This is a genomic window from Panacagrimonas perspica (genome assembly GCF_004364935.1).
Classification (GTDB): Bacteria; Pseudomonadota; Gammaproteobacteria; order Nevskiales; family Nevskiaceae; genus Panacagrimonas; species Panacagrimonas perspica.
In genome coordinates this window covers 105015-119668 of record NZ_SOBT01000008.1, presented here as the reverse complement: position 1 = coordinate 119668, position 14654 = coordinate 105015, and the positions used below count along the sequence as shown (strand labels likewise).

The 14654-nt window shown below is 67.8% G+C and carries 17 protein-coding genes; 9 read left to right on the top strand and 8 right to left on the bottom strand.

Features of this window, described 5'->3' with window-relative positions; all coding sequences use genetic code 11:
• Positions 1–184: 184 nt before the first annotated feature.
• From DFR24_RS00640 to DFR24_RS00625, 4 genes are all read left to right on the top strand, one after another.
• On the top strand, positions 185–775 hold the full coding sequence (locus DFR24_RS00640; RefSeq protein WP_133879427.1) for a GspH/FimT family pseudopilin: 591 nt from the start codon (positions 185–187) through the stop codon (positions 773–775).
• Positions 769–1671 (top strand): hypothetical protein, encoded by a 903-nt coding sequence (locus DFR24_RS00635; RefSeq protein ID WP_133879426.1) that lies wholly within the window; start codon positions 769–771, stop codon positions 1669–1671. The genes DFR24_RS00640 and DFR24_RS00635 overlap by 7 nt, the downstream gene beginning before the upstream one ends.
• 71 nt (positions 1672–1742) lie before the next feature.
• The gene (locus tag DFR24_RS00630; RefSeq protein ID WP_133879425.1) at positions 1743–2747 is read left to right on the top strand and encodes a hypothetical protein; all 1005 of its coding nucleotides are present in this window, start codon (positions 1743–1745) and stop codon (positions 2745–2747) included.
• 41 nt (positions 2748–2788) lie between these two features.
• Positions 2789–3229 carry a type IV pilus modification PilV family protein gene (locus tag DFR24_RS00625; protein WP_133879424.1) on the top strand — a complete coding sequence of 147 codons (441 nt, stop codon included), beginning with the start codon at positions 2789–2791 and terminating at the stop codon, positions 3227–3229.
• On the opposite strand, the gene mtnA is transcribed toward DFR24_RS00625, so the two are convergent.
• Complete coding sequence (gene mtnA / locus DFR24_RS00620; RefSeq protein ID WP_210772589.1) at positions 3198–4178, bottom strand: S-methyl-5-thioribose-1-phosphate isomerase; 981 nt, start codon at positions 4176–4178, stop codon at positions 3198–3200. The two genes, DFR24_RS00625 and mtnA, sit on opposite strands and share 32 nt — an antisense overlap.
• A gap of 67 nt (positions 4179–4245) precedes the next feature.
• Here mtnA and DFR24_RS00615 point away from each other — a divergent pair, with 67 nt between their 5' ends.
• The 4 genes from DFR24_RS00615 to DFR24_RS00600 are packed head-to-tail and all read left to right on the top strand — an operon-like array spanning position 4246 to position 7737.
• Positions 4246–5583 carry a TRZ/ATZ family hydrolase gene (locus tag DFR24_RS00615; RefSeq protein WP_246051457.1) on the top strand — a complete coding sequence of 446 codons (1338 nt, stop codon included), beginning with the start codon at positions 4246–4248 and terminating at the stop codon, positions 5581–5583.
• Positions 5580–6281 (top strand): bifunctional 2-polyprenyl-6-hydroxyphenol methylase/3-demethylubiquinol 3-O-methyltransferase UbiG, encoded by a 702-nt coding sequence (ubiG, locus tag DFR24_RS00610; protein WP_133879421.1) that lies wholly within the window; start codon positions 5580–5582, stop codon positions 6279–6281. Before DFR24_RS00615 ends, ubiG begins: the two co-directional genes overlap by 4 nt.
• On the top strand, positions 6278–6940 hold the full coding sequence (gene gph / locus DFR24_RS00605) for a phosphoglycolate phosphatase (protein WP_133879420.1): 663 nt from the start codon (positions 6278–6280) through the stop codon (positions 6938–6940). Before ubiG ends, gph begins: the two co-directional genes overlap by 4 nt.
• A 56-nt stretch (positions 6941–6996) precedes the next feature.
• Entirely contained in the window at positions 6997–7737 is a 741-nt protein-coding gene (locus tag DFR24_RS00600; RefSeq protein ID WP_133879419.1) for an SDR family NAD(P)-dependent oxidoreductase, read from the top strand.
• A 130-nt stretch (positions 7738–7867) separates the two neighbouring features.
• On the opposite strand, the gene DFR24_RS00595 is transcribed toward DFR24_RS00600, so the two are convergent.
• The 7 genes from DFR24_RS00595 to DFR24_RS00565 all read right to left on the bottom strand — a co-directional run bounded on the left by DFR24_RS00595 (position 7868) and on the right by DFR24_RS00565 (position 14012).
• The gene (locus tag DFR24_RS00595) at positions 7868–9337 is read right to left on the bottom strand and encodes a pseudouridine synthase (protein ID WP_133879418.1); all 1470 of its coding nucleotides are present in this window, start codon (positions 9335–9337) and stop codon (positions 7868–7870) included.
• 13 nt (positions 9338–9350) lie between these two features.
• On the bottom strand, positions 9351–10109 hold the full coding sequence (gene scpB / locus DFR24_RS00590) for an SMC-Scp complex subunit ScpB (protein WP_133879417.1): 759 nt from the start codon (positions 10107–10109) through the stop codon (positions 9351–9353).
• Between the two features lie 51 nt (positions 10110–10160).
• Positions 10161–11039, bottom strand: a complete 879-nt coding sequence (locus DFR24_RS00585; protein ID WP_133879416.1) for a segregation and condensation protein A — start codon at positions 11037–11039, stop codon at positions 10161–10163.
• A complete protein-coding gene (locus DFR24_RS00580) occupies positions 11036–11494 on the bottom strand; it encodes a GNAT family N-acetyltransferase (RefSeq protein ID WP_133879415.1) in 459 nt (152 codons plus the stop codon). Before DFR24_RS00580 ends, DFR24_RS00585 begins: the two co-directional genes overlap by 4 nt.
• A complete protein-coding gene (trpS, locus tag DFR24_RS00575; RefSeq protein ID WP_133879414.1) occupies positions 11491–12522 on the bottom strand; it encodes a tryptophan--tRNA ligase in 1032 nt (343 codons plus the stop codon). Before trpS ends, DFR24_RS00580 begins: the two co-directional genes overlap by 4 nt.
• An 8-nt stretch (positions 12523–12530) precedes the next feature.
• A complete protein-coding gene (locus tag DFR24_RS00570) occupies positions 12531–13202 on the bottom strand; it encodes a site-2 protease family protein (protein ID WP_133879413.1) in 672 nt (223 codons plus the stop codon).
• Positions 13203–13388: 186 nt separating this feature from the next.
• Complete coding sequence (locus tag DFR24_RS00565; RefSeq protein ID WP_133879412.1) at positions 13389–14012, bottom strand: L-threonylcarbamoyladenylate synthase; 624 nt, start codon at positions 14010–14012, stop codon at positions 13389–13391.
• An 85-nt stretch (positions 14013–14097) separates the two neighbouring features.
• Between DFR24_RS00565 and DFR24_RS00560 the strand changes: the two genes are divergently transcribed.
• On the top strand, positions 14098–14649 hold the full coding sequence (locus tag DFR24_RS00560; protein WP_162850951.1) for an inner membrane-spanning protein YciB: 552 nt from the start codon (positions 14098–14100) through the stop codon (positions 14647–14649).
• The last annotated feature ends 5 nt before the right edge of the window (positions 14650–14654 follow it).

The window sequence follows — 14654 nt, the reverse complement described above, 5'->3', positions numbered from 1 at the left end:
TCTCGGCGCTCACTCGCGGCTTTGATCCGCAGACCCGAGCCTTGGCAATCCGGACCGGATCTCCCGTGCGCAGGCAGCCCCGGCATTTCACCAGTCGGTGCTTTCACACGTCACGGGCAAACGCACGTAGCGCCGCCCCTGCTTCCCTCTCAGAGTGGAACGGACCCCACTGCCGGAGCCCGCGATGGAAAAGCCGAACCCATCGAACGCAGATGCGCACGCATCTCGCCGCGCTGGCACGCCTGCAGGCTTCACGCTGATCGAACTGGTCACGACGATGGCGCTGTTGCTGCTGATCGTCATGAGCACGGCGCCGTCGTTCGCCGCGATCGTCGAGCGCAGCCGCCTGCGCACCGTCGTCGAACGGCTGCGCGCGGACATCACGCTGACCCACACCGAAGCCCTGCTACGGCACCGCACCGTCGTCCTGAGCTTCCATCGCAGCGAAGACGGCCAGGAGTGGTGCTACGGGTTGAGCCTGGCGGATCGCTGCGACTGCCGGATCGCGTCGGGGCCCGGAGCATGCGAGCTCGACGAGGGCGTCTCCACGCGCGTCACCGGCGCGGACAGCCCTGGCGTGCGATCCGCGGCGCTGCCCTTTGCGCTCAATGGCGGACGACTGATCGTCCCCGGCGCACGTCCCACGCTGACGGCCGGCTCGGCCCGCTTCGCATCTGCCCACGGTCAGGCAGAAGTCCGCGTGGCGTCGACCGGGCGCGTTCGCCTGTGCTCGCCCGCAGGCGACCAGCGCCTGGTCTCGCTCGAGCCATGCTGAAGCGTCGCGAAAAATCGCTGTCCCGCCGTTCGCTCGGCGTGACGCTGATCGAACTGCTGATCGCGATGTCGACCGGCCTGACGGTCGTCGCAGCCGGCGTCACCTTCCTTTCCGGGACGCTGAGCACCGCCACGGCGAATCTGTTGCGGGTGCGCATGCACCAGGACCTGCAGTCGGTGATCGCGGGGATCTCGCGCGATCTCGTGCGCGCCGGAGAGTGGGCACTCGCGGACGAGGCGCTGCTGGCTTCGGCCACCGCCGACCTGCATTTCGACGCCGTCAGCGGATCGGTGACAGCGCGCGCCGTTTCTTCCGGCGGGACAGCGCCGGTCGAGGCTTTCGGATTCGCGAACGCCGCCGCGTCGTTGCGCGGCGCCACGCTCGTGGCGTGGCACGGTGAGGGCGCAGCCGTCCATCGTCACGATCTCGTGATCACCGGCGTGCCGGGCCCGGATCGCCTGACGCTCTCGATTCCGGACGGCGTGACGCTGGACCTGATGACGGTATCCGCTGGACGCTGGTCGGTCCGCAATCCATTTGCCGGCGTCACGGTGAATGAGGACGGAACCTGTGTGCTGCTGCGCTACGACCTGGATGGAGACGGCGTCCAGGGCCACGAGGAGCATTTCGGATTTCGTCTGAATTCGGGGCGAACGGCGATCCAGTCGTCCACCACCGCGACGAGCTGCACCGCAGGCAATTGGGACGCGGTGACCGACCCGGCTCTTTTTCGCATCGCCCGATTCGACATACACCGCCTGAGCGCCGACGCCGCTCCGCCCGAAGGCGCATCCGCCGCCTACGAACTCATGCTTGAGGCGCGCCTCGCGCGCGAGCCCAACCTGACGCGACGCCTGCGCCACGTGGTGCTGACACGAAACCCGGCACCGCCATGAAAGCGCGACGTCTTTGCCCACACAAAGACACTGCGCGGACGAACCGTCAGCGCGGACAGGCGGCGCTGCTGTTGTCGCTGTCGATCGTGGTCGCGGTGTCGGTGATCAGCATCGGCGTGGTCGAGGTCGTGATGGGGGAAGCGCGTCGCGTGACCAACCTGGCTCGCGCGCTGGAGGCCGAGGCGGTGACCGAAGGCGCGCTCGATCGCGCGGCGCTGTGGCTCCACCTCAACCTTCGCCGCATCCGCGCGACCGGGCCCGGTGGCTGGATGGAACCCGGCCGCGAACGCTGGCGTCCCTGCGACGAACGGGCACCCGATTCGCCCTGCTTTCCTGCGGACAGCCGCGAGCAGGAGACATTCGATTCGAGATGGAGCCGTTACGCCCTGCCCGTCCGCCTGTTCACGCCGACAGAGTCGGGCGCCGAGTCGACAACCACTCAGGTCGTTGCGCGCGCCGAGCACCCCGGCGCGGCGATGCCGGCCTTCTCCACGCTGCACCTCATCGCCGAGGGACGATCGCGCGACGGCACCGCACAGGCGCGCCTGCGTCGCAGCTACCAGCTGCTGCCGCTGATCGCACGAGTGCCGGATATCCCAGTGACGATATCGGACCCGACGACCGGCAACGCGCTGACGCAGGTGTTCGGAGCCTACGCGGCCGACATCGACGCGTTGCGGACCTCGTCCGAAATCCACGACGACTGCACGTCGTTGGGCCCGCAGTCGCAGGGCGTGGTGTGGATTACCGGCACGTCCTGCGTCCTGCCTTCGGCAACTACGGTCGGCACCGCCGAGGCACCGGTCGTCGTGGTGATCGAGCGGGGCCTCTTGCGTGTGGAGGCCTCGGCCGAGATTCACGGCATCCTGGTGCTGCCGCGCACGGGCGAAGCGACGACGGATCCACTGGACGCCAGCGAACCTTCGCTCATTCACGGAGCGTTGATCGCGGATCGGGAAATCGCCTTGCTTCCCGGAGGACTGTCGGTGGAGTACGACCCGGAACTGCTGCAGCGGCTGGCGCAGCTGCCCGGCCGGCTGATCGAGATACCGGGCTCGTGGACCGATCACCGCTGATCCGCGCTCGACCGCTCCGCCGTGCGCAACTCGGCAGCGGGTTGATCGACGTGCTGGTCGCGATGCTCGTGCTGTCCGGCGCGGTGGCAGGCCTTGCGCAGCTGCAGGCGGTGGCCCTGCGGGAAGCCGCCGAAGCCAGGGCGCGCAGCGAGGCGGCGCTGCTCGCCCGGGCCAAGCTCGACGAGCTTCGCGCCTATTCGCCGCTCACGACCGGCACGCGCGGTATCGATGAATCAGACGACGTCGCCGGCGTGGCGTCCTTCCATCGGAGCTGGACCGTCTCGCGACAATACTTTTGCGACCCCGATGCACCGCCCTCGATCACGCCTTGCGCGAGCGACCCGTCGCCGCCTCAGCCTGCCCTTCTCGCCCTGCGCGTGACCGTCGCCTGGCAGGACCGCGACGGCGTTTCGCAGCGTTTCGTGCTGGATTCGAACGTCGCGGTGCCGATCAGCCGCGGACCGCCTCGCCCGGCAGGCTGACGCCGCGCTCGCTGACGATCGCATCGATCAGCGCGGCCGGCGTCACATCGAATACCGGGTTCCACGTCTGCATGCCCGCGGGCGCCAGCGCCCGGCCCTGGTACTCCGTCAATTCAATCGAGGTGCGCTCCTCGATCGGAATGTGCGCGCCATCAGGGCATGACGGATCGAACGTCCCGCTCGGCGCCACCACCATGAACTTCGCGCCGTGGTGCTTTGCGGCGATCGCCAGCGCGTAGGTCCCGATCTTGTTCGCGGTGTCGCCGTTGGCGGCGATGCGATCGGCGCCGACGATGACCCAGTCGATCTTCTCGCGGCTCATCAGGTGCGCGGCTGCGCCGTCGGCGATGAGCTTGGTCGGAATGCCTTCGCGCATCAGTTCCCACGCCGTCAGGCGTGCGCCCTGCAGCCAGGGCCGCGTCTCGGTGTTGTAGACCTGCGCGATGCGTCCTTGCTGCCAGGCCGTGCGGATCACGCCCAGCGCGGTGCCATGACCACCGGTGGCGAGTGCGCCGGTATTGCAGTGGGTCAGCACGCGCGCGCCCTTCAGCGGCAGCAGGGCTGCACCCAGTTCACCCATGAGCAGGTTCTGCTGAAGATCCTCGACGTGGATCGCCTGCGCCTCGGCCAGCAGGGCCGATGCGCCGTGATCCGGGAGCCTGCGCATGCGATCCAGCGCCCAGCGCAGATTCACGGCGGTGGGACGGGATTCGGCCAGCACGCGCTCGGCATGGTCATAGTCGCGGCCCATCAGCGCATCCAGCGCCAGCCCATACGCCGCCGAGATGCCGATCGCGGGCGCGCCGCGCACGGCCATGCCGTGGATCGCCGCCGCCACGTCTGCCGCGGACCGGCACTCCACCCAGGTTTCACGCGCCGGCAGCTCACGCTGATCGAGCAGGCGAAGGTGGTCGCCACTCCAGACGATGGGCCTGACCGCGTCGCTCATGAATGCATCTCCGTGCATGCCGCTAGAATTCGGGGCTGGAATTGTAACGACCGCGCGTGAACTCCCTGTGGCCTCTCCCGACGCTCCTCAAGCGATCGACCTGCTGGTGATTCCCTCGGCCGTCGTGCCGGTGGAACCCGCCGGCACGGTACTGACCGATCACGCCATCGCGGTCGACGCCGGCCGCATCCTGGCCATCCTGCCGGCGGCAGATGCCCGCGCACGCTACGCGGCACGTGAACTGCGCGAGTTGCCGCACCACGTCGTCATGCCGGGGCTCGTGAATCTGCATACGCACGCGGCGATGAGCCTGCTGCGCGGCTTGGCCGACGATCTGTCGTTGATGGACTGGCTGCAGAACCACATCTGGCCGGCCGAGGGCGCGCATGTGTCGCGGGCCTTCTGCCTCGACGGCGTGCGCCTGTCGGCAGCCGAATTCATCCGCGGCGGCGTCACCTGCGCCAACGACATGTATTTCTTCCCGGACGCGTCGGCCGAGAGCTTCTCCGCCGCCGGCATGCGGGCCGTGGTGAACCTGATCATCATCGACTTCCCCAGCGCCTGGGCCGCGGGCCCGGACGAGTACTTCGCAAAAGGAATTGCGGTGCACGACGCCGTGCGCGGCGATCCGCTGATCCGTACCGTCTTCGCGCCGCATGCGCCCTACACGGTCAGCGACGATGCGCTTCGCAAGGCGCGCGCCTATGCCGACGAGCTGGGCATCGGCATCCACATGCACGTGCACGAGACCGCGTTCGAAGTGGCCGATGCCGTGGAGAAGACCGGCAAGCGTCCGTGGCAGCGGCTGAAGGATCTGGGAATGCTGGGGCCGGACTTCATCGCCGTGCACATGACGCAGCTCACCGACCAGGAGATCGCCGAGGCCGCGCAGTTCGGCGTCCACGTGGCGCACTGCCCGGAGTCCAATCTCAAGCTCGCCAGCGGCTTCTGCCCGACGACGAAGCTGCTCGCCGCCGGCGTGAACCTGGGCATCGGCACCGACGGCGCAGCGTCCAACAACGATCTCGACCTGTTCGGCGAGATGCGCACCGCGGCGCTGATCGCCAAGGGCATCTCGGGCGATGCACAGGCTTTTCCCGCGGCCAAGGCGCTGCACGCCGCCACGCTCGGCGGCGCCAAGGCGCTGGGCATGGATGGCGAGATCGGCTCGCTCGTCGCCGGCAAGGCGGCGGACTTCATCGCCATCGAGATGAACGCACCGCACCTGCAGCCCGTCTACAACGTCATCTCGCACCTGGTCTACGCGGCCGGTCGCGGTGACGTCAGCGACGTCTACGTCGCGGGTCGCCCGCTGATGCGCGAGCGTCGCCTCACGACCCTCGACGAAGAGGCCGTCGTCGCCAATGCCATGCAGTGGCGAACCCGGATCAAGCCCGCACCATGAGCAACGTCAACAGCCAGGAGATCGGTCACTTCGACCGTCTCGCCGCCACCTGGTGGGACACCAAGGGCGAGATGGGGCCGCTGCATACGCTCAACACGCCGCGCGTGCGCTTCATCGAGCAGGCAAGCGGCGGACTTGCCGGCAAGCGCGCCGTCGACGTCGGCTGCGGCGGCGGCATCCTCACCGAGGCGCTCGCCGCCAAGGGTGCCAGGGCGCTCGGCATCGATCTGGCGGAGGCCGCGCTGGACGTTGCGCGCCAGCACGCCGTGAAGTCCGGGCTCGAGATCGAATACCGCAGCAGCGCAGCCGAAGCGCTGGCCGTCGAACAGGCCGGCGCATTCGACCTGGTCTGCTGCCTGGAGATGCTCGAGCACGTCCCCGACCCTTCGAGCGTCGTGCGCGCCTGCGCCCAGCTCGTGAAGCCGGGCGGCGACGTCGTGTTCTCCACGATCAACCGCAACCCGAAGAGCTTCGCGCTCGCCATCGTCGGCGCGGAATACGTGATGAGCCTGGTGCCGCGCGGCACGCACGACTACGCCAAGTTCATCCGGCCTTCCGAGCTGACCCAGTGGTGTCGCGAAGCAGGCCTGGACGCCGTGTCGCTGCGCGGCCTGCGCTACAACCCGTTCCTGAAATCGGCGAGTTTGTCGGACGATCTGGACGTGAACTACCTGCTGCACTGCCGGCGCGCCGCATGAAGGACCGCATCAAGGCCGCAACCTGGCTGTTCGACCTGGACGGCACGCTCGTCGACACCGCGCCGGACCTGGGCCACGCCGCCAATCTGGTCCGGCAGGAATGCGGCCTCGGGCCATTGCCGTTGATCGACTACCGGCCCGCCGCGTCCTCCGGTGCGCGCGGGCTGCTCAAGGTGGCCCTCGGCATGACGCCGGACCACGCCGAGTTTCCGCAGCGGCGCGACAGCTTCCTCGCGCATTACCGCGCAGGCCTGGCCCGCGCCTCCAAGCCGTTCCCCGGCATCCTCGAACTGCTGCTGGCCATCGAACTCCAGGGCGCGCGCTGGGGCGTGGTCACCAACAAGCCGGGCTGGCTCACGCAGCCGCTGATGACCGAACTGCACCTGGCATCGCGCGCCGCCTGCGTCATCAGCGGCGACAGCACGCCCAACCCGAAACCCGCACCCGATCCGCTGCTGCTGGCCTGCGAGCAGCTCGGCGTGGAGCCGCGGGACTGCGTGTACGTGGGCGACGACCTGCGCGACATCGACGCCGCCAAGGCCGCGAAGATGCGCTCCGTCGGTGCCGGCTGGGGCTATACCGGCAGCACGCCCATCGACCAGTGGAACGCGGACTATCTCGCGCCGACGGTCGCCGACCTGATCGGCCTGCTCGGCTGAGCCATCGCTCCGCTGCCGTCGATCTTCATTTTTTCCGTACTCATCATCGCGACGACGTGACTCTCGAATTCGACTACACCCCGGCCGCCAACCTGCTGCGCGACCGCGTCATCCTGATCACCGGCGCTGGCGGTGGCCTCGGCGGCGCGCTCGCCGTCGCCTGCTCGACGCTCGGCGCCACCGTGGTGCTGACGGGGCGCACCGTGAAGAAGCTGGAGGCTGTCTACGACCGCATCGAGGCCGCCGGCGGCACGCAGGCCGCCATCCTGCCAATGAACCTGATGACCGCGACCTGGGGCGAGTACGAGGCCCTTGCCACGACCATCGAGCAGAACTTCGGTCGCCTCGACGGCATCGTCCACGCCGCCGCGCACTTCAAGGGTTTCGCGACGCTCGAAGACCTCGAGCCGCGCGAATGGCTCGACTCGCTGCAGGTGAATCTCACGGCGCCGTACACGCTCACGCGCGTGTGCCTTCCGCTGCTGCGCAAGTCGCCCGACGCGTCCGTGGTCCAGGTGTCGGACGACGGTGGTCGCCGGGTGCGCGCATTCCACGGCATCTACGGCATCGCCAAGCATGCAGCGGAAACGCTGATTGCCGAGTTCGCACTGGAACTGCGCAATGAGGCCGGCCTGCGCTTCAACAGCTTCGACCCGGGCCCGATGCGGACCGACTTCCGCACGAAGGGTTACGCCGGGGAATCGGCGGCCGCGACGCCGACACCCGAGTCGCGACTGGCGCGATTGCTGTGGCTGCTCGGCCCCGAGAGCCGCGGCGTCAGCGGACAGGCGTTCTAGCGGAGTCTGCGTAAGCTGCGCAGGTCTTGTCGGGGCTGACGCCCCTCCTACAGACATCTCGATTTTGTAGGAGGGGCGTCAGCCCCGTTTGCCGTCTGGAGCCCGTGCGGCGTTCCCCAGGAACCCGACGCTACTTCGCCTTTTTGGGCCCGCCGCGCCGCACCGAATGTTTCCCGCTGGACGGGTACGACGGGCGTGCCGCGGAGAAAGGCCTCTTGGCACCCGATGACGGTCGAGCGGAGGTTTTGCCTTCGCCGCGCTTCGAATCGGACGTCCCGCCCGAACGCTTCTTCTCGCTGCGCTCTTCGCGAGCGAACGGCTTCGCGCCTGCAGGCGGTCTTCCTTTCGCGGCACGTGCATCGGAAGGCTTGCGGTCCGACGGCCTGGCGTCCGGTGATCCGGTGCGTGACCGCTTCTCTGCATGCGGCTTGCGCCGATCGCCTTGCGCATCCTCGCGTCGCTCATCCCGCGCGAATGGCCTCGCGGCTGCGGGCGGTCTTCCCTTTGCACCGCGCGCATCGGAAGGCTTGCGATCGGTCGGCGCGGCATCACGTGATCCCGTCCGCGACCGATTCCCAGAATGAGGTTTGCGCCGATCGGCCTGCTCGTCCTCGTGCCGCTCACGCCGAGCAAACGGCTTGGCGGCTGCAGACGGCCTTCCCTTCGCGGCACGCGCATCCGGAGACTTGCGATCGGACGGCCTGCCGTCCGCTGATGACGTGCGCGGCCGCTTCTCCGCATGCGGCGGACGTCGATCGGACTGCGCGTCCTCGTCTTCTCTTCGTGGCGCACGCGTCGGGTAGTGCCGCGCCGGCGCGCCGCCGGCCGGCGCGCTCGCGCCTTCCTCGTCGAGCTTCACGGCGCGCAGCAAGGCCTGCATCTCGTCGGGCGTGGCCTCGCGATAACTTCCCGCCTTGATGCCACGACCCAGTTGCACCGGGCCGTAGGCAATGCGGATCAGGCGGCTGACCTGCATGTCGACGGCCTCGAACAGGCGTCGCACGATGCGGTTGCGCCCCTCGCGCATCGTGATCTCGTACCAGCGGTTGGCGGCGCCCTCGGCGTCCTCCGCGTCCGGCGGATCCGCGGACTTCAGCGATTCGCACTTGGCCGGACCGTCTTCCAGTTCCACGCCCTTGAGCAGGCGCCTGCGGATCTCGTCGGTCATCTCGCCGAGCACACGTACCGCGTACGTGCGCGTGACCTCGAAACTCGGGTGCGTCAGGCGGCGCGCGAGTTCGCCGTCGGTGGTCATCAGCAGCAGGCCCGAGGTGTTGATGTCGAGACGACCCACGGCGATCCAGCGCCCCGTCTGCAGTTCCGGCAGCTTGCGGAACACCGTGCGGCGTCCATCCGGATCGTCACGCGTCACCAGTTCGCCGGTCTTCTTGCGGAACAGGATCACGCGCACCGGCGCGGCCTTGCGCGCCAGCGCCACGAGGCGTCCATCGACGCGAACGTTATCGTCGTGATTGACCCTCTGTCCGATCTCGGCCGGGCGACCGTTGACGGTGATGCGCCCCTCGGCGATCCAGTCCTCGATCGCGCGGCGACTGGCGATGCCGGCGGTAGCGAGCAGTTTCTGGATGCGTTCGGTCACGGGTTCGGCGTACTCAGTGAAGTCGGGTGTTGGAGGGAACGTCGTCCGGCGCAGCCGACTCCGTCGCCGGGGCATCGGTCACCGCAGCGGCTTCGTCCTCTGCTTCGGCAGCGGCACCTGCCACCGCCTGCTCCGCGGCTTCTCCGAGTCGCGCGAGCGCGACGTCGAGCTGATCGAGATCCTTGATCTCGGGCAGCGAAGGAAGCTGGTCGAGCGAACGCAGATTGAAGTCGTCCAGAAACTGATGCGTCGTGCCGAACAGCGCCGGACGACCCGGCACTTCCCGCACGCCGAGCTCACGGATCCAGCCGCGTTCGAGCAGGGTACGCAGGATGTTCGTCGACACGGCGACGCCACGCACGTCCTCGATCTCGCCACGCGTGATCGGCTGGCGATAGCAGATCAACGCCAGCGTCTCGAGCAGCGCGCGCGAATACTTCGGCGGCTTCTCCTGCCACAGGCGGCCGACCCACTCGGCGTAGTCGGCCTTCACCTGCAAGCGGAAGCCGCTGCCGACTTCGCGCAGTTCGGTGGCGCCGTGGGCGACGCGCTCGGCGAGCTGGTCGAGCGCGGCGCGCAGGTCCTTCTTGGTCACGCCCAGCTCGGGCCCGAGCAGGCGCGAGAGCTGTTCGAGCGACAGCGGCGAATCCGACGCCAGCAGCAGCGCCTCGAGAATGTGCTCGAGGCGCGTCAGAACGGCAGGATCGGTCGCGGCTTCCGAGACCGGAAGCTCGGCCTGGTTCGCGTCTTCTTCAGGCGGGGTGTCGTTCATCTGGATCTTCCGATCTCGGGTCCGGCTCTCCGCTGGCGGAGACGTCGGGCCTCACTGGCTGTTGAAGTCATCGTCGAGTTCCTGGCTGACCTCGACGTATTCGCGCGGCTTGGCCGCCCCAATCATCAATTCCGCAAACGGACCGTCCTGCACGAGGTCGATCATCGACAGCTTCACCATCTCGAGCAGCGCCAGCAGGCACACCACGACGCCCATGCGGCCCTCTTCGGGATCGCACAGATCGGCGAATCGAGCCGTGCCGGCACTCACGCGCTCCAGGATGTGCGTCATGCGTTCGCGCACCGTCAGCGGCTCGCGCGTGACCTGATGACGCGTGAACAATTCCGCACGCAGCATCACCTCGCGAAACGCCAGCATCAACTCGCGCAAACCCGGTCGCGGCAGCGGCGCGTCGCTGGGAATCACTTCGGGACGTGCGGATGCACGATGGAGTTCGCGCCCCATCCGGGGCAGCCCGTCGAGCGTCTCGGCCGCCGTCTTGAAGCGCTCGTATTCCTGCAGCCGGCGCACCAGCTCCATGCGCGGATCCGAGACGTCTTCCTCTTCGGTCATCTGCCGCGGCAGCAGGATGCGCGACTTGATCTCCGCCAGCAGCGCCGCCATCAGCAGGTACTCGGCCGCGAGCTCCAGCCGCATGTCCTGCATCAGCCCGATGTACTGCATGTACTGCTGCGTGATCTTGAGGACCGGGATGTCGAGAATGTTGAGGTTCTGGCGCCGGATCAGGTACAGCAACAGATCGAGCGGCCCTTCGAAGGCTTCGAGGAACACCTCGAGCGCATCCGGCGGGATGTACAGATCCTCCGGCATCTTCTCCAGCGGCTGGCCGTTGACCTTCACATGGCGGTCGGCGTCACCGGCCAGCGGCAGATCCGCCGGGCTCTCGACCACCGCGTCGGATTCGTTCATGCGCGCTGCTCCGGCGTCAGCATCCACTGCCAGATGAGACCGTCATCCGGATGCTGCACTTCGGTTTCGAACGTGAAGCCCTGCTTGCGCAGGATGGCGGTCGATGCGGTTTCCTGCGGCAGCGTCTGCGCGATCACCGTGAGTGCCGGGTCCGCGCTCCGCGCAACCTGCACCAGCTGGCGCGCCATCTCGGCGGCGATGCCGCGACCTTCGTATTCGGGAAACGTCATGTAGGCGATCTCCACCCGTCCATCCTGCGGCGGCGCCTTGAACGCGCAGGCGCCGACGACGTCGCCGTCACGATCGGCCAGATAGCCGATCCACGGCGGATGGAAACCGGTGGCTTCGTAGAGGTTCGCCGTGCCCTCGAGCACGTCACGGCCCGCCGGCGGAATCGTGCCGGGGCAACGCGCCGGCGTTCCATCCGCACCGATCTCGATCAGACGCAGCTTCATTCGGGAATGAACCCGAGCGCCTCGTGCACGCGCTTCAACGTGGCGTCGGCCTTGAGTTGTGCGCGGGCCGCGCCGTCGCGCAGCACGCGCATCAGGCCGGCTTCGTCCGCGCGCAGGGCTTGGTAACGCTCCTGCACGGGCTTGAGACATTCGACGACCGCCTCGGCCACCGCGCCCTTGAGCTTGCCGTAGCCCTGCCCGTTGTACGCAGCACCGATGGCGTCGATCGACTGTCCCGTGGTAGCCGCCAGGATCGACATCAGGTTGGAGATGCCGGGCTTCTCCTTGATGTCGAACCGCACCTCGCTGCCCAGGTCGGTGACCGCGCGCTTGAGCTTGCGCGTGATCGTGTCCGGCGGGTCGAGCAGGTAGATCGCGTCGGTCTCGGCGTCGCCGGACTTGCTCATCTTCGCGGTGGGATCCTGCAGGCCCATGATGCGCGCGCCCACCGGCGGGATCATCGGCTCGGGCACCACGAAGATCGGCTTCTCCTTGGTGCCATGCGCGTTGTTGAAGCGGATGGCGACGTCGCGCGTCAGCTCCAGGTGCTGCTTCTGGTCGTCGCCCACCGGCACGCCGGTGGCGTCGTACAGCAGGATGTCGGCCGCCATCAGTACCGGGTAGTCGAAGAGACCGGCGTTGATGTTGTCGACGTTCTTCGCGCTCTTGTCCTTGAACTGCGTCATGCGGCTGAGTTCGCCCATCTGCGTGTAGCAGTTGAGCACCCAGGACAGGCGCGCGTGCGCCGGCACGTGGCTCTGCACGAACAGCACGTTCTTCACCGGATCCAGGCCGCAGGCCAGGTACAGCGAGATGAATTCGAAGCAGCGATCGCGCAGGACCTTGGGGTCCTGGCGCACGGTGATGGCGTGCAGGTCCACCAGCATGTAGTGGCAGTCGTGCGTGTCCGACAGCGGCACCCAGTTCTTGATCGCGCCCAGGTAATTGCCCAGCGTCAGGCGGCCGGACGGCTGGATCCCCGAAAGGACGACGGGGCACTGGGCGGAGGAAGCGGCGATGGGGCTCATGCGATGGATCAGGATTCGGTCACGTTGATGCCGATCGACTGGTAGATCAGGCCTTCGACGAGGGACAGCGGCAGCGAGAGAACCTGCCCGAGCACGCCGGTGGCCAGCAGCATGACCAGGATCACCATCCCCCAGGGTTCGACTTTCGACAGCGGCAGGGCCAGCGAACGCGGCAGCAGGCCCACGGCGATGCGGCCGCCATCCAGCGGCGGCAGCGGAATCAGGTTCAGCACCATCAGGATCACGTTGATGCCGACGCCCGCGATGCACATGTCGCGCAGCAAGGTCCAGCCGCCCGGCGCGGCGCCCATCGTCAGATACGCCCACAGGATCGCCGCCCAGCCGAAGGCCATGATCAGGTTGGAGGCGGGGCCCGCGGCGGCGACGACCGCCATGTCGCGCAGCGGCGAGCGCAGGTTGCCGAAGTTCACCGGCACCGGCTTGGCCCAACCGAACAGGAACGGACTGCCGAACAGCAGCAGCACCAGCGGCAGCACGACCGTGCCGATCGGATCGATGTGCTTGATCGGGTTGAGTGTCAGGCGTCCGGCACGCGCAGCCGTATCGTCGCCGTAGTGTCGGGCGACGAATCCGTGCGAGGCCTCGTGCACGGTGATGGCGAGCAGAACCGGCACGGCCCAGATCGCGATCTGCTGGGCCAGGAGAGAAAAATCGGGCATCGCCCATTATCGCCCATCGAGCCGGGCCGGGGCTGCGCAATCGGCCGTTATGCGGTCGGCGACCGCCTCCACCGTAGCCCGGACGAAGTCCGGGGACCTGGCCCGTGGAGGGGAAAAGCCCCGGGGCTTCTTTACTCTTTCAAGGGGCGAACCCCGGACTTCGTCCGGGCTACGACTGCCTCGGGCTCAGAGTCCCAGCCGCTCCGTATCGCCCTTCCCCTGGCGGACCAGGACGGGCGCCTCGCCGCTCAGGTCGACGATCGTCGTCGGCTCGGTGCCGCAATGCCCACCGTCGATGACAACATCCACGGCCGCATCGAGCGCCGCGCGCCAGTCGCCGGGCTCGGCCACGGGGTCGGTTTCGCCGGGGAAGATCAGCGTGCAGCTGATCAGGGGTTCGCCCAGCGTCTCCAGCAGGGCCTGCGCGACCACATGCTCCGGAATGCGGATGCCGATGGTCTTGCGCTTCTCGTGCGCCACGCGCCGGGGCAGTTCCTTGGTCGCGTTGAGGACGAAGGTATACGGCCCGGGCGTATGCTGGCGCAGCATCCGGAACTGCCAGTTGTCGACCCGCGCGTAGGTGGCGATCTCGGACAGATCGCGGCACACCAGCGTGAACTGGTGATGGCGATCGAACTGGCGGATCTTGCGCAGCCGCTCGGTCGCGTCCTTGTCCTCGAGCTGGCACCCCAGGGCGTAGCAGGAGTCGGTCGGATACGCGATGACCGCTCCCTGCCTCAGGCGCACGGCGACCTGCGCCAAGGTGCGCTTCTGCGGATTTACCGGGTGGATCTCGTACCAGTCGGCCACGTGTGCATCTTCCTGATCGGTCCTGTGAGCGGGCTGAATGCCGAGGCGAACCTTTCCCGGGCGGACAGCCTCCTATAATGCCCCAATGAAATCCTTGATCGACATGCTGCCCGCGGGACTCTTCCTCGCGGCGCTGTACCTGGGCGACATCTACAAGGCCACGGCCGTGCTGATGGCCTCGCTGGTCCTGCTCGCGGCCTGGTACTGGTGGCGCGATGGCAAGCCGCACAAGCTGCATACGTTCAGCGCCGTCGTGGTGCTGATCCTGGGCAGCGCCACGTTGCTGATCCACGACTCGAGCTTCGTGAAGTACAAGACCACCGTGGTCAACGGCATCATCGCGCTGGTGTTCGTGGGCTCCCATTTCATCGGCGACAAGGTGCTGCTGCAGCGCATCCCGCAGCAGGTGATGGTGATGCCGGACAGCGTCTGGCGTCGCGTGAACCTGGCCTGGGCCGGTTTCTTCGTCGTCGTCGCGGTGCTCAATCTCTATGTGATGCACAACTTCGACGACCGTGCCTGGGGCCTGTTCAAGACCTTCGGCGTGACCGGCCTGATGTTCGTGTTCATGCTCGCCCACCTGCCCTTCCTGTCGCGCTACATGCAGACGGATGAAGCGCCGCCCAAAGCCGGATAAGCCCC

Coding starts and splice junctions, on each gene's coding strand:
- DFR24_RS00635 (WP_133879426.1), top strand. CDS start 769: ATGCTGAAGCGTCGCGAAAAATCGCTGTCCCGCCGTTCGCTCGGCGTG.
- DFR24_RS00585 (WP_133879416.1), bottom strand. CDS start 11,039: ATGAACGAATCCGACGCGGTGGTCGAGAGCCCGGCGGATCTGCCGCTG.
- scpB (WP_133879417.1), bottom strand. CDS start 10,109: ATGAACGACACCCCGCCTGAAGAAGACGCGAACCAGGCCGAGCTTCCG.
- DFR24_RS00580 (WP_133879415.1), bottom strand. CDS start 11,494: ATGAAGCTGCGTCTGATCGAGATCGGTGCGGATGGAACGCCGGCGCGT.
- DFR24_RS00570 (WP_133879413.1), bottom strand. CDS start 13,202: ATGCCCGATTTTTCTCTCCTGGCCCAGCAGATCGCGATCTGGGCCGTG.
- mtnA (WP_210772589.1), bottom strand. CDS start 4,178: ATGAGCGACGCGGTCAGGCCCATCGTCTGGAGTGGCGACCACCTTCGC.
- DFR24_RS00640 (WP_133879427.1), top strand. CDS start 185: ATGGAAAAGCCGAACCCATCGAACGCAGATGCGCACGCATCTCGCCGC.
- trpS (WP_133879414.1), bottom strand. CDS start 12,522: ATGAGCCCCATCGCCGCTTCCTCCGCCCAGTGCCCCGTCGTCCTTTCG.
- DFR24_RS00560 (WP_162850951.1), top strand. CDS start 14,098: ATGAAATCCTTGATCGACATGCTGCCCGCGGGACTCTTCCTCGCGGCG.
- ubiG (WP_133879421.1), top strand. CDS start 5,580: ATGAGCAACGTCAACAGCCAGGAGATCGGTCACTTCGACCGTCTCGCC.
- gph (WP_133879420.1), top strand. CDS start 6,278: ATGAAGGACCGCATCAAGGCCGCAACCTGGCTGTTCGACCTGGACGGC.